Below are 12,879 nucleotides of genomic sequence, written 5' to 3'. Positions count from 1 at the left end.
CTATAGTTATTCACAAGCGGTCATCTCAAAGGCTGCTCCAGTACCTGGTCAAAGCTCGATTGGCACTGCTGGTCAAGATTGCATCGGCCCTAACAGTCTGTGACGAACAAGGCCGACCAGGGGTAAAACTTCACGGTTTGCGCATGCTCAACCCCTTGGTCTTTAAGCACTTGCCATTCGCCTCGGCAGACAGCACAAACATCGGGCGGAACATCGGTATTGACCAGGCCTGGCGCGGCTCATACTCCCCACCGACCAAGGAGGCCCGTGCCGTCGTAATGCGCGCTCGAATTGAATCCCAAAACGCACCTACCCGCTGGATCTGTGCACCTGCAGAGCCGGCTATTGAACAAGGAATACTGCTGTGACCGCTTTCGCAATCTTCATCTATGCCGGCGCGCTACTGCTCGCCAATCTCAGCGCGGCTACCTTCGGGCCGTGGGTGACACCGCTGAATGCTTTCGTGCTGATTGGGCTTGATCTGGCGCTGCGAGACCTTCTGCATACGCGGCTTCGCTGGTGGCAGATGCTGCTGGTGATAGCAGGGACCGCTGCTGCATCTTGGCTTATCTCGCACGATGCAGGACGGATCGCCATCGCGGGGGCTGCGGCCTTCTTCCTGGCTGGAGCTGTCGATTGGATGGTGTTCGCAAAATCTCAAGGGTCATGGGCCAAACGGGCACACAAAAGCAATCTGGCCGGCGCGGCCGTGGATTCGCTGGTTTTTCCGGTCATCGCCTTTGGAAGTCTGCTGCCTCTGATTGTTTTGGGTCAGTTTGCTGCAAAAACATTGGGCTCAGTGCTTTGGGTGCATCTGCTAAGAAATTTGCATAAAACCTAAAAATCAACCCCAAAAAAAGCACTGCGGGGCGATACTAGATTTTCCCGATAGCCAAGTTGAACAAAACCAATCAAGCACCCTTATTGACTAATTGACTCGCAACTGCCTTCGTTTCTCATAGGGATTCCCTGTGGCCTGGCATATAAGATTCTCTATCGACGAAAGCGCTGAATCGATTTCATAGCAAATCAATTCCCCCAACTCTTTCAAATTTACATTCATGCAAAGCCCATGGACTGAGCCAGAAAAATCATGTTTTTTTATCATATTTTCTCGAAGCCGCATCACCTCATCCAGAGCACTGCAAAGTCGCAAAACGCTTTGATGATCAATACTCTCGATGCCTAACAACGCTTGAGCTGGCACCAAACGAATATTCAATATCTCTACATAAGATAAATCCAGATCATTTGAAGCTGCTAAGGTATCAATATGAATGGGGCGAAAGTTATTTTTTCTAAAATCATCATATTTCTGAAATTCCTCCAAGAAGCTTTTTAACTTCGAGGAGATACCTCTAATCTCAGAAACAATCATATAAAAAGCGATTGTGCCTTGTGCAAAATCTCGCTGCGATTGAAGTTGAATCTCATCTTTCTTAATCTTAAAAGGAATCCAAATGGCTATTGCAAATCCTAGCAATGAAAATACAGCCTGAATCCAAGCAGCCAACCCAGGACTTGCCTCAACGAGCCACAAAATATCTGGCACAAAGAATTTGGCAAGAATCCAAATGACGAAAATAGCTAGTGCCATCAACCCAAACAGCTGAACTCCATTAAGTCCATAGGGTAAGTTGCATTCGCGTTTATTTGATATCACTTTGTTGCTTTCAAACTGGGCAGCGACAGCATAGCCCAAGTAACCGTCCGAACGGATGGCTATCCATAAAACTTAGCCCGACCTGAGCGGGCATTTCCATTTCTGGAGCCCAACATGGCTGAAAACAACTCTTCCGCTCCCCTCCTGCCCTGCCCGTTCTGCGGCGAGCGCACACAAATCAATGCGCTGGGCCGCCGTTGGTGGCGCATGGAATCCGGCCATCGTCAAGATTGCTTGTTGAGCGAGGTTGATCACACAGTTCCGCAGACTGACGAGCAAAAGCAGCTACTGATCGACGCTTGGAACACCCGCGCTCCCCAGGCAGTGGCAGCACAGGCAGCGCCCGCAGCAGTGGCTGTGCCTGGCCTGCACCTTGCCCTGAAGTGGTGTGCCGGCGCATTGCAAGGCATCGCCGACGAGAAAGCCACTGTGCGTATGACTGGATCTGGTGAGGCTCTGACCATCAGCGAAATTTTGGACATGGCTGACAAGGCGCTCGCCACTCCAGAACCGCTAGCTACCGAGGATTCCTCGGCAGGTGACCTGGCCCGCCACGGTATGACACCGCGCGACAAGGCCACACAGGACCAGATTGCCGCCGTCATGCTGCAGCACGGCACGCCGGAGCAGCAGCTGCAGGCGCTGGCCACCTGCTGCAACGTTTCGCCCGAAAGCATCAAGGCCATGGTTGCCGCCGCCCAGGAAAAGGTGCAGGCCCAATGCATGCACCGCATTGCTGACGCTCGCAACCCAGTGGTTAAAAGCGGCTATCTCTGCGTTGACTGTGGCGCACTATTCTCAGCTGCTGACCATGATGCACCCCAGGCAGAGGTGCAGGCCGAGCCGGTGGCGTGGCTGCGCAAAACCGACATCACAGAGTTGACGGATAGCGAGCCCGAAACCAATGGATGGACGCCGCTCTACACAGCACCCCAGGCCCAGCCCGCTGATGCGCTGGATGCTGAACTGCTGAAATTGGCGCGCGCGATGGTCAAGTTCCAGAAAGAACGCGGAAGCGTTCTCCAGGTGCACATCGACGACATGGCCGACTTGCTTGATGAGCTAGACGCCGCCATGGCCGCAGCCCAGGAAGGCGGCAGAGCATGAGCATCTTGCCTTACCTTGCAGTCGCGGCCGTCATGTCCATCATCCTGACCCTGGCCGTGATTGGCGGATATGAGGTGTGGAGAAACATCCAGCACCGAGCGCGTGAAAGATGGATCAAGCGCGCCAAACAGAGGGAGGGCCAGCCCGCCCAGGCCCAACCACAGAAGGACAGCAACCAATGAGCCAACTCGAATCACTGGCGGACAGAGCCGTGGACACGCTGGCCGCAGTCAGCACCATGTGCGATGGAGTTGATAACAGCCACCCCGAGCGCCACACCATCCGAGCCTTGAAATCGGCAGCCGAGGACATCCTTGCTGCTGCGCTACGTCAAGCCCGAGGTTTGGCATACACAGCCGAAGCCCTTCGCACCGACATGAGGCGCGTGGAAGCCGAGGCAGCCCAGGCCAAGAAGGAGGATTGAGATGAACTCCCCATTTGCAGGCCTGCGCGTTGTGAAAAGCGCCATGGCGATTGTGATGAAAGAAAAATGGGCGGTCCGAATGCACCCAACTCCGAAGCGAAGACGGCGATGGACGGTCAGGCGTGAAACGTATATGGCACCTGGAGTCATTCGCATGGACCACACGCTATACGTGCATCCGGAGATCTATGCCGAACTTATCAAGCCCGCCCCCAAGGAAGCACCATGACCGACAAGGCCAAAGCAGCAATAGCCACGCTCGAAAACCTCGGTTACACCCATGAGGGCGGCAGTCTCTGGAAGCCGCCACTTGGCAAAGCTCCCGACTTCAACATGCTTGATAGTTTGCGCGCCCGCGCCGACTCTCTTGAGGATCAACTCATCGTCCAAGCGAATCGCGCGGTGATAGCCGAGCAGCAAGTAACCGCCCTAACCCAGCGCCTGGACATGGCCAATCGGCTGAACACCGATGCGCGCAACCAGTTGGCCCAGCAGGCCGCCAAGCTGGAGTGGATGGATGAAGAGATGCGCTCGCAATGCAACATCCACGGCATGGCCGCAGAGCGGGAGGCAACGCGAATGACGCAGAACCAGCGCATGCATGATCGCATCGCAGAGCTAGAGGCCCAGCTATCAGCGCGGCAGGCTGCGCCGGATGGGTGGCGCCTAGTGCCAGTGGAGCCAACCACCGAAATGACCAAGGCGGGAGGCGATGTAGAAGTCGAGGGTGACTTCGGGGGCGAGCAGGTTCTGTTCGGGTCAGAAGTGAAGCAAATATACGCAGCCATGCTCTCAGCCGCCCCTCCCCCACCTGAGCGGGAGCCGCTGACGGATGAGCAGATCATGGACCTGGTGCGCGACGAATGCCATGAGATGCGCTGGCCGTCCACGGCAATCAGCATCTTCCGAGCTGGCGAGCGCGCACACGGAATAGGAGCCACCAATGACAACCTCTGACCCAAGCCGTGAGGCAGACCGCTGGAAGCCATTCCCGAACGGGAAGAAATGACCGAGCAACCACGGCAAGAGCCAAAAATCTACCCGATCGGTAACTATGACCACCAAACGCTCCCGCAAATGGGGTGACAAACGAGCACCCTTCCGCGAACAAGACGAACCCGAGCCCCGCCAATGAGCGGGGTTCTTTTTTGCCCAAAGTATTGGAGGAATCGTGAAACATAAAGATACACCATCCAATCCAGCAGAGCCGACAGTAACGCCTGAATGGGTGCTGGCAGAGAAGTTTGAAGAACTCACAGGTGTCACGCCAATGGCTGTGCACTGCCGCCGTCGCAATGGTGTTTGGCTAGATGGAACGCACTGTGCGGTTATCGCCCGCCGTCTTTACGTGAACATAAAAGAGGCTGATCAATGGATAAAAAGCCAGCTACCCCGCCGGGCGTGCTGATTCGGGATTTGGTTTCCGGCCCGCGCATTCAAATATCTTTCATCTGGAATGCGCAACAGTGCCGGGAACTTCTTCCAACCTGCCCAGTAAATAAAGCCAGCATTCAATATGCCAGCAATCTCCGGGCAGAGATTAAGCGCAAGGTATCAGATGGGTCGTTCATTTATGCCGACTATTTTCCTGAAAGCCCCAAAGCCAAGATGCCAAGCAGGGAGTCCTCGTTAATGGAGGAAATGCTGCAAAAGCAGCTGGACCTCTATGAGAAGCAAGTTGCAAACGGGAAGATGTCCCCGGCAACCTTCCGGGGCTACTCCAAGAGCATCACTGGCGAGCGGATGAGAGAGTGGCACGGCTACAGGCTGGACGAGGTAACGCCCTCTGCACTGCGCGACTGGATCAGCGACATGGACTGCACCAGCAAGGCGATCCGCAATATGTTGATCCCCCTACGGTCTGTCATGGAGGATGCGCTGAATGACGGATTGATAGATGCCAACCCATTTGATCGCATCGCGCTGGTGAAGCTCATTCGCCAGACCAGCAGGGCAAGTGACTATGTGATCAACCCGTTCACTCATGCTGAGCGGGTAGCTATCCTGGCCGCCTGCCGACTTGATGAAAGACCGACATTCCAGTTTTGGTTTAACACCGGCCTGCGCCCTGGAGAACTCCAAGCACTGCAATGGGAGCATATAGACTGGGATAAAGCCACAGCTCGGATTATTCAGAACCAGGTGGCCGGCGTGATTAAAGCGCCGAAAACCGCCGCAGGTATTCGGGATGTCGATTTGAATGCTGAGGCCATGGAGGCGCTGCGTGTTCAGCGCTCAATAAGCCAGCTGCGCGGATCTCGGGTCTGGCTAAACCCAGCTACCCTGGACCCATGGGCCACCGATGCTCAGGTTAGAAAGAATGCGTGGCTGCCAATCATGAAGCGGTCCGGCATTCCCTACCGAAACCCGTACCAGATCCGACACACCTACGCATCGACCTTGCTGACAGCAGGAGGCAACCCTTGGTATGTCGCCCAGCAACTGGGGCACGAGGATGTGGAGATGGTTTTCCGCACCTATGGCAAGTTCATCCGGGAAGACTTCCAGAAGCCCAAGGCGGCCCTAAAGGCTGTCCAATAAGGCCCGTGTGATTTCGGTGTGATTTCGGTGTGATTTTCTGGACAATCACAGACAACCAACAAGGCAAAAAATAACGCCACACAGAGGCTTTCCTCTTGTGTGGCGTTGTGCTGTATGGTGGGCTGGCGTCAATTGAATCATCCCAGTTTTCCCTCATAAAATCTATAAATACACCTCAAAACTAAGTCCCTGTTCCCCGGTTTGTTCCCCGGTTCAAGGCATGCTTTGCTACATAAGCCTCAGCGTAGAAATTTGCAAATTTACAACACCAAGACATGTTCAACATATCTTGCATAGCTGTGTCCCGGAATGAGGAAAAACTCACTTGCTTTTCAAGCGCATCGCCAAGACTCCTTAGTTTCAAACGAATTTTCAGTGACTGTTGCTACCTCACAAACAGCAATCACACTAAGAGCGTATATGGACGCCCCGGTTTGCCAAGCCTTCAATTCGTGATGCCGTGAGGGTCTAGATTGCACGCGTATATCCGGACTTTTGCGGCAGTACGCTTCCGCGATCCCTGATGGAATTCGCTGACCAAGGTCCCATCGGCTAAACGCACTCGAAGTGCTGTACTCTTATCGGACTGTCTTGGTCCCGGTCTGACCTGTCTTGCCATCACTGCATGACTGCCTGAGCAATCGGTGGTCTCTTTGCTTTGAAGTTGATCTGGCGAGCATTAAGTGTTTCAAACGCTGGTTGCTCTACTCCGTTCGTCATAGTCCTTGTCTCCGACGAGCAAGGCCCAGCAGATTCGTGCATTCTTGTTGGCTAATGCCACGGCAGCGATGTTCTTGTTGCGTCTCTGTGCAACCCCGCGAACCCACTGGCAGGTCGAACTTGCCGCCTCTCGATTTGGCTGGTCTGCGTGATAGACCACTGACCGAGCCCCCTGGATCAGCAGCGTGCGCAGGTAAGTGTCGCCGCGCTTGCTGATGCCCAGCAGATTCTGTTTTCCGCCGCTGGAATGCTGTTTGGGCACTAGGCCCAGCCACGCTGCAACCTGCCGGCCATCCTTGAAGTTTCTCGCGTCTCCCAGAGATGCAATCAACGCACTGGCGGTGATCGGGTCGATGCCGGAGATCTGTTCGAGTCGTTTGCTAGCCGCATTGCTACGGTGCCAGGTAAGGATCTGAGCTTCGACATGCTGGATTTGCGTCTGCAGAGCCTTGAAATGCTCGATCAACCGATCCATCAGGATACGGAAGCTGCCTGGCAACTCGTTGCTGGCATCCTCGATCAAAGTGGGCACGCGTTCGGTGATCTGCGCTACGCCCTGCGGAACGATCAGACCGAACTCCGACAGCAGGCCCCGGATCTGATTGGCCTGTGCTGTGCGGGCACGAACAAAGCCTTGACGCACCCTGTGCATCGACAGCACCGCCTGTTGCTCCACGTTCTTGATGGGCACAAAACGCATGGTGGGGCGAGCGACGCCCTCACAGATGGCCTCGGCATCCGCCGCATCGTGTTTGTTGCCTTGACGTATGGCTTGACGAACTGCGCAGCCATGAGCCGCACGGTGTGCCCCATGCTCTGGAGCTTGCGCGCCCAGTGGTGCGAACCGCCGCAGGCCTCCATGCACACCAGCGCAGGCGGTAGGTTGACGAAGAAGGTCACCATCTTCTCGCGCTTCAAGGCCTTGTTGAAGAGCTTCTTGCCATGGGAATCTACCCCATGGATCTGGAAAACGTTCTTGGCCAGATCAATACCGATGGTCATCGCTTGCATGGTGGACTCCTGGTTGTGAATGAAGGCTGCGCCACAGCTGTGACGGTGCGCTCACTGTGCTCCGATAAAGGAGGGGCGTCCATTCCATTGGCTAACACAACCCTTGATACGTCGTTGCCCTGCCTTGTCGTACTACTGTATTGCCTGCGGCAGGACGCCTAGCCTCAACCGCAAACATTCGGTTTGCTGGGTCGTGTTAGCAGCTCTAAGTGTCAGTGAGAAGGACGTGGCGAGAAAACTTCCCAGGACAATTACAGAATGTCATCGAATAACCGTCCAATTTAGTTGGAAATAAAGAAGAGCCGGGTGTCCAACGCTGTCCAGTTCAGTTCAATCTTGGACTTTTTTAGCTATCAAAGCAGTTTTTTGGAACCTAGCCAACCAGCCACAGGAACACCTCTTGCATAGCGTGCGCGAGCAAGCTAAGATTGGCAGCAAGTGAAGCACTTCAAATCGGCGCTTCACTTAAGACATAGTTAAAACTTGCATGGCAAGATTGACGTTGTCTTGGCACACATAACCGACTTTTAAGGTTGTTAGTTAGGAAAGTAAGCCCGGCCACTGCGATGGTATCCGGATGGGCTACTTTTATTTATTAACTTTCAACCGAAAAGGACGAGATTATGTTTTCAGCCAGCCCATCCCCAACTCCACCTGTCGAAAAAACTATCCTGCGATGCCAGGACATCGTTGCTCGCTTTGGCATCTCCAGATCCAAGATATACGAGCTCATGAACAAGAAGTCAACTCGATTCGACCCGTCTTTTCCAAAGCCAATTCGCCTTAGCGCCTCTAACCGAGGGGCTGTTGGCTGGTGGTATCACGAACTACTACATTGGTTCGAATCAAGGCTACGCGCCTAAACCTTGCTGTTAAAAAACCTCTATGCACCTTTTAGGTGCATGAGGTAAGACTGCGCCCACATTCTGGCAATCCGGGCTTTTCGATTTCAAATATTTTTCTACCAACCCTTTACCTAGATAAGGATCTGTCAATCATGACTAAAGATCTTTCCTTGTTTAAAAACACAGTTCACGAAGTACACGCACAAGTGGAATCACCCATAGATATGTGCTTCGCATCAGGACTTTTTTCAATGTGCGCTGCAACCGATGCACTCATTAATGTCGAGCATCCAACCGGCGAGGTTTCATGTGTCAGTCTTTTCATGATGACCATTGCCCAATCCGGAGAAAGAAAATCTAGTACTGAGAAAAAATTTACGCAATTCGTTGTCGACTTCGAATCCAAGCTTCAGGAGCTTGAGAGAAGAAAAATTGCAGGAAATGAATCTACCTCAATGGAGACTCAAATTAAGGTATGGAAAAGTATGGAAAAGAAAATTCTTCGAGATTTAGATAAATGCGATTTAGATGACATTCGTACAAGACGAGGGCTGACCGAGGAATTAGAGCGACACAAATCCCAAAAGCCACAAAATATTGAAAAAAAGATACTAATTGACGACACCACATCAGAAGCCCTGCTCCACAACCTGGCACACGGCAATAAAAATATGTGCCTTTCCACCGACGAGGGTGGAATCGTCTTAGAGAAACGTTCTGCAAAGGACATAGCCCACTTCAACAGACTTTGGGATGGAAATAATACATCAATCCACCGAGCATCAAAACCGTCTTACAGCGTTGTCGATGCGAGATTAAGTATCTCTATCATGGTACAGCAAGAATATTTTTTACGCTTTGCTCGCCGAGCAGATGGAATAGCAAGAGCATCAGGCTTCTTTGCAAGAAACCTCATCTTCAATCCTGTCTCTACTCAAGGTACACGCTTTGGAAGCAGCACTCCCATGATTAATATCTGGCTGAAAGAGTTCGGCAAGCGTATAGAGGAACTGCTAAATGAAAGACTCAACAACACAAGTCGTGCCACCTTAAGTTTCAAACCAGAAGCTCGAAAAGTATGGACTGATTTCTACCATCAGGTAGAAGCATCTTTGGCTCAAAATGGTTATTGCTCCGACATAAAAGATTTTGCATCAAAGATCACAAATAACATGTGTCGAATTGCGGCTATCGTTCATTACTTCTGCAAGAGGAATGACTCCATCGACTATGAAAGTGCCACATTTGCAAGAGATCTGTGCATTATTCTGATAGATAATTTCAAAGATATTTTTGGCAACGGAAGCGAAGGTCAGATCAACGAATACCGTGCGTATGAGCTGCACAAATGGCTATACAAGGAGTTTCGTCGTGATAATTTAACCATCGGCATTCTGAAAAGCCAAATACTTCAATTCGGCCCGAGCGACACAAGGAAAGTAGCTAAGTTGGATGCTGCCCTACAACTTTTGCAACAACGTGGAGTCGTAAATATATTAAATTCTCAGGGTGAGAAAAAATTATTAGTGCAACTCAACAGGCATGGGTTCAGTCTACCGGAACCCATTGAGCCAAGACGCCAAATGGACGTGAGATGGCTGAATCTCTTGAGGATTTAACTCATAAACAACTGCTAATCTTGCTAACTAGCAAGATTAGCAGCTTTTCAGCCGAAATCCATCTCCAAAACACACGCACATCAAAAGCTAGAAGTACGCATTTTTAGCACAGTAACATGTATGTTTAAGTAATATTAAGCAGGTGTATTACGCAGGTGTCTATTTAGAATAATTTGATAGTTTATTTTGTGTTAATTTTATTCAATTAATTACTAATGTGATTTCACACGAGGACAACCAAATGAATCGCATTAGCATTAACAACAATCTTCACATCCATCAAGGATCAAATTTTATGGGTCTCGATGTCCAAATTCACAGAGGCTCTTTGGTAGAAAATTATCTCAATAGAGCACTAGAGTGCATCGCATCTGCACTAAACAAGTACAGTCGAGTATCCATGATGCGTTTCGATTTGCATTTACCAGAGAATTCCGCAGATTTAACTATTTGCGATAATTTAATAATTACCAAGTTCTTTTCCTCTTTAAAGGAAAAAATTAAATACTCTCAAGCCATAAGCAAAAGAGATGGAAACCGTACTCACGACACAGACGTTGATTACCTATGGTGCAGAGAAAATAGCACCACAGGCAAAACTCACTATCACGTTGCTATTTTTTTAAATGGATATGCGTATCGCTTTATAGGGAAATTTAATCTCAGCAACGATAACATGTATACACGAATTCATGAGGCATGGGGAAGTGCTCTATTTACTCACCCCGAAGACCTTCAAGGCCTCGTTCACATCCCAGATAATCCTAATTATGAGATTATTCGTGGCAACAATGATTCATTGCGCCAGGCTTTTCACAGAATAAGCTATCTATGCAAAATAGATAGCAAGGACTTTGGCAATCGCCATCACTGTTTTGGCTTCAGCAGGAATTAGCACTGGTTTAAACTATGTAGCCAAGAAAAAGGCAGTGGCTATTCATCCACTGCCTGTCTTTCACTTGGGAGCTCATTTATAGTACTTTTGACACTCGCTACTCTCATAAGCTTGGGTCAATGCCGCTGTGCGCCTAACAGGCCCATAGCGGTACAGAGGAGCCTCTTCATCAAATCGCTCGTTCAGCTTTCTTCCGATGTATTCTGGGCTAGCTGAGGTGGTCAGCTTTTCCATTTCAATCGCCACTTTGCTCATCGCTTTTTTGGCAGCAGCATCATTTCCAAGAAGACTGGCAACTTTTGCACACCTGAAAGCCTTATAAACCTTGTCTTCTGTTGAGCTACAACCCGTTAGAGCCAGCGCACTTATCGTCAGTGCGGCAAGCAAGCCAACAGGTCGGAATTTGTGCTTATTTGCGTGTAAGGAGGAATAGGTTGTACTCATGACTTCTCACAGTTTTTTGACGCATTCCAAGCCCTTTGCGACGAAGCCGGCAAAGTCTTCATCGTCGAAGTGATCCATGACTTTCTTCTCCAGCGCTTTGAAGTACGGTTCTGTGCCGTTTTGCACACTACCCCAGGCACCCTTTTCATCAACGATGCGTTTGTCGGTATCGAATGCCAGCACGCATGCAGCCAAGGATTTTTCCATCATGCGCCGGTTCTCGCTTCTGCGTCCGCTGTCGCTACTTCCTGCGAACCATTTGGTGTTCCGGTATTCAAGCATGTCGCGGAATGAATTTCCAAAGTCCTCTACAGAGTCTCCGTCAATCTCCGGCTCGAAGGAAAACAGGTACGAAGGCCAAAAGAGCAGACCTCCCGACAGTGCCTGTCCTACGTTACGGGCCGCTCCGTCTGATCGATAACCATTTGCATTGTTCGAGTACACAAACGGGACACACAGTAGTCCCACCAACAGGTATCCACCAATCGCCTTTCCAATCGCCATTTCAAAAACTCCCTCTCAAGATCCAGAACAATCCACTTCGTGATACGGCCTGCGCTTCACTGCGCAGCCCAGCGTCATCGTTTTCCGCCTTCGGCCAGAACGATCAAACCCCATATGGCCAAGGCCGGGATGAGCCACCAGCCAAACAGGTACATAAAAAAGATCGCGAACAGTACGCACAGAATCAAATTGGCAATGAACGAGATCATTTGAGCATCCATATGTGAAGCAAACTCCGTAGATACAAATGTATCAGAAATGCATCCTGATGAGGTGTCAGCTAAACCTCAACCACCGACCCAGTTGCCCGATCCAGACAATCTGCGTGATGTCCTGGCGTATTGGGTGCGTCTCAAACGTGTGGAAAAAGGTTGGTCGCAAGAGCGCCTGGCGTTGGAATGCGAACTCGACAGGACGTATGTATCTGCGGTGGAGCGTTCTCGCTGGAATGTGTCGCTGTCCAACATGGAACGCCTTGCCCAGGCTTTGGGAGTTGAGGTCTGGACCTTGTTGCGAGCGCCGCAATCACAAAACTTTGCCTAGGCTTTCAGCCCCGCCATTGGTTGGCGCTCGGGCTGGCAGCATATAGCCATGAGCCGCTCCTATTGGGGCAGCCCATGACTGATATGGTTGATGCTTTTAGCAGGTCTGCCGCTACGGCTTTTCCAGCAACTTTTGCTTGATGGATTTCATGATGGAAATCTTCTGCCTCGTGTCTTTGGACGAGCGCACCTCGAAGCAGTTGCGGCCAAACTGGGCTCGTACGACTTGTACTTCTTGAACCGGGGCCATGCGCCCTATTTGCTGCTCGGAGAGCAGTTGCAGAATGTGATGATGATCTTCTGCGATGAGCGGTGCACCAACTGGGTAACGGTGCAATATGTCAGTAAAGCAGATCCGTGCTTGATTGATGCTGGCAAACTTTTGATCACCGATATGGACAGGAATGGGACTGGTCATTTACACCTCTGTTGTGAACACCCCAACACGGGGCACGGGTACCACACGCTATGTGAAGCACTCACAACATTTAGCTTGGACTGCCCCTAGGCGTTTGAGCGCGCTCGGGCGTGAGGCTGGGGTTTGTCTACTGCAGCGGGGGCAGT

Annotated in this window: 17 protein-coding genes and 2 pseudogenes; 13 read left to right on the top strand and 6 right to left on the bottom strand. The window is 51.1% G+C overall.

The genetic code is table 11. The features are described 5' to 3' along the window. Both EDF71_RS25320 and EDF71_RS23560 read left to right on the top strand, forming a co-directional pair. A pseudogene (locus EDF71_RS25320) lies at positions 1-368 on the top strand (hypothetical protein); the annotation flags it as partial. After that, positions 365-841 (top strand): VUT family protein, encoded by a 477-nt coding sequence (locus tag EDF71_RS23560; protein WP_133858963.1) that lies wholly within the window; start codon positions 365-367, stop codon positions 839-841. The pseudogene EDF71_RS25320 and the gene EDF71_RS23560, both read left to right, overlap by 4 nt. An 87-nt stretch (positions 842-928) precedes the next feature. On the opposite strand, the gene EDF71_RS23555 is transcribed toward EDF71_RS23560, so the two are convergent. Next, on the bottom strand, positions 929-1,702 hold the full coding sequence (locus EDF71_RS23555; protein ID WP_133858962.1) for a hypothetical protein: 774 nt from the start codon (positions 1,700-1,702) through the stop codon (positions 929-931). Positions 1,703-1,777: 75 nt separating this feature from the next. Here EDF71_RS23555 and EDF71_RS23550 point away from each other — a divergent pair, with 75 nt between their 5' ends. From EDF71_RS23550 to EDF71_RS23520, 7 genes are all read left to right on the top strand, one after another. Further along, positions 1,778-2,770 carry a Lar family restriction alleviation protein gene (locus EDF71_RS23550; protein WP_133858961.1) on the top strand — a complete coding sequence of 331 codons (993 nt, stop codon included), beginning with the start codon at positions 1,778-1,780 and terminating at the stop codon, positions 2,768-2,770. Beyond that, positions 2,767-2,952 carry a hypothetical protein gene (locus EDF71_RS23545; protein ID WP_133858960.1) on the top strand — a complete coding sequence of 62 codons (186 nt, stop codon included), beginning with the start codon at positions 2,767-2,769 and terminating at the stop codon, positions 2,950-2,952. The genes EDF71_RS23550 and EDF71_RS23545 overlap by 4 nt, the downstream gene beginning before the upstream one ends. Continuing rightward, on the top strand, positions 2,949-3,194 hold the full coding sequence (locus EDF71_RS23540) for a hypothetical protein (protein WP_133858959.1): 246 nt from the start codon (positions 2,949-2,951) through the stop codon (positions 3,192-3,194). Before EDF71_RS23545 ends, EDF71_RS23540 begins: the two co-directional genes overlap by 4 nt. Position 3,195: 1 nt before the next feature. Continuing rightward, on the top strand, positions 3,196-3,423 hold the full coding sequence (locus tag EDF71_RS23535; protein WP_133858958.1) for a hypothetical protein: 228 nt from the start codon (positions 3,196-3,198) through the stop codon (positions 3,421-3,423). Then, on the top strand, positions 3,420-4,151 hold the full coding sequence (locus EDF71_RS23530) for a hypothetical protein (protein WP_133858957.1): 732 nt from the start codon (positions 3,420-3,422) through the stop codon (positions 4,149-4,151). Before EDF71_RS23535 ends, EDF71_RS23530 begins: the two co-directional genes overlap by 4 nt. Positions 4,152-4,365: 214 nt before the next feature. Next, positions 4,366-4,602 carry an excisionase family protein gene (locus EDF71_RS23525; protein ID WP_243854428.1) on the top strand — a complete coding sequence of 79 codons (237 nt, stop codon included), beginning with the start codon at positions 4,366-4,368 and terminating at the stop codon, positions 4,600-4,602. Then, on the top strand, positions 4,566-5,735 hold the full coding sequence (locus tag EDF71_RS23520; protein ID WP_133858956.1) for a site-specific integrase: 1,170 nt from the start codon (positions 4,566-4,568) through the stop codon (positions 5,733-5,735). Before EDF71_RS23525 ends, EDF71_RS23520 begins: the two co-directional genes overlap by 37 nt. A gap of 688 nt (positions 5,736-6,423) precedes the next feature. Here EDF71_RS23520 and EDF71_RS23515 read toward each other — a convergent pair. Beyond that, a pseudogene (locus EDF71_RS23515) lies at positions 6,424-7,466 on the bottom strand (IS110 family transposase). Positions 7,467-8,089: 623 nt separating this feature from the next. Between EDF71_RS23515 and EDF71_RS23510 the strand changes: the two are divergent. The 3 genes from EDF71_RS23510 to EDF71_RS23500 all read left to right on the top strand — a co-directional run bounded on the left by EDF71_RS23510 (position 8,090) and on the right by EDF71_RS23500 (position 10,825). Next, positions 8,090-8,329, top strand: coding sequence for an AlpA family phage regulatory protein (locus EDF71_RS23510; protein WP_133858955.1), 240 nt, complete (start codon positions 8,090-8,092; stop codon positions 8,327-8,329). A gap of 134 nt (positions 8,330-8,463) precedes the next feature. Beyond that, positions 8,464-9,930: a YfjI family protein gene (locus EDF71_RS23505; protein ID WP_133858954.1), complete on the top strand. Its 1,467-nt coding sequence runs from the start codon at positions 8,464-8,466 to the stop codon at positions 9,928-9,930. Between the two features lie 241 nt (positions 9,931-10,171). Next, a complete protein-coding gene (locus tag EDF71_RS23500) occupies positions 10,172-10,825 on the top strand; it encodes an inovirus Gp2 family protein (protein WP_133858953.1) in 654 nt (217 codons plus the stop codon). Between the two features lie 72 nt (positions 10,826-10,897). Here the strand turns inward: EDF71_RS23500 and EDF71_RS23495 are convergent, their stop codons facing one another. From EDF71_RS23495 to EDF71_RS25605, 3 genes are all read right to left on the bottom strand, one after another. Then, positions 10,898-11,269, bottom strand: coding sequence for a hypothetical protein (locus EDF71_RS23495; protein ID WP_133858952.1), 372 nt, complete (start codon positions 11,267-11,269; stop codon positions 10,898-10,900). Positions 11,270-11,275: 6 nt separating this feature from the next. Next, positions 11,276-11,773, bottom strand: a complete 498-nt coding sequence (locus EDF71_RS23490; protein WP_133858951.1) for a hypothetical protein — start codon at positions 11,771-11,773, stop codon at positions 11,276-11,278. Positions 11,774-11,847: 74 nt separating this feature from the next. Beyond that, positions 11,848-11,982, bottom strand: a complete 135-nt coding sequence (locus EDF71_RS25605; protein WP_279586304.1) for a hypothetical protein — start codon at positions 11,980-11,982, stop codon at positions 11,848-11,850. A gap of 49 nt (positions 11,983-12,031) precedes the next feature. Between EDF71_RS25605 and EDF71_RS23485 the strand changes: the two genes are divergently transcribed. Then, positions 12,032-12,316, top strand: a complete 285-nt coding sequence (locus tag EDF71_RS23485) for a helix-turn-helix transcriptional regulator (protein WP_133858950.1) — start codon at positions 12,032-12,034, stop codon at positions 12,314-12,316. A gap of 111 nt (positions 12,317-12,427) precedes the next feature. Here EDF71_RS23485 and EDF71_RS23480 read toward each other — a convergent pair whose 3' ends face one another. Beyond that, entirely contained in the window at positions 12,428-12,733 is a 306-nt protein-coding gene (locus EDF71_RS23480) for a DUF3223 domain-containing protein (protein ID WP_133858949.1), read from the bottom strand. Positions 12,734-12,879: the final 146 nt, after the last annotated feature.

Source organism: Comamonas sp. JUb58, from assembly GCF_004364775.1.
In the GTDB taxonomy this organism is placed as follows: domain Bacteria; phylum Pseudomonadota; class Gammaproteobacteria; order Burkholderiales; family Burkholderiaceae_C; genus Comamonas.
This window is presented reverse-complemented; position numbering and strand designations above follow the sequence as displayed.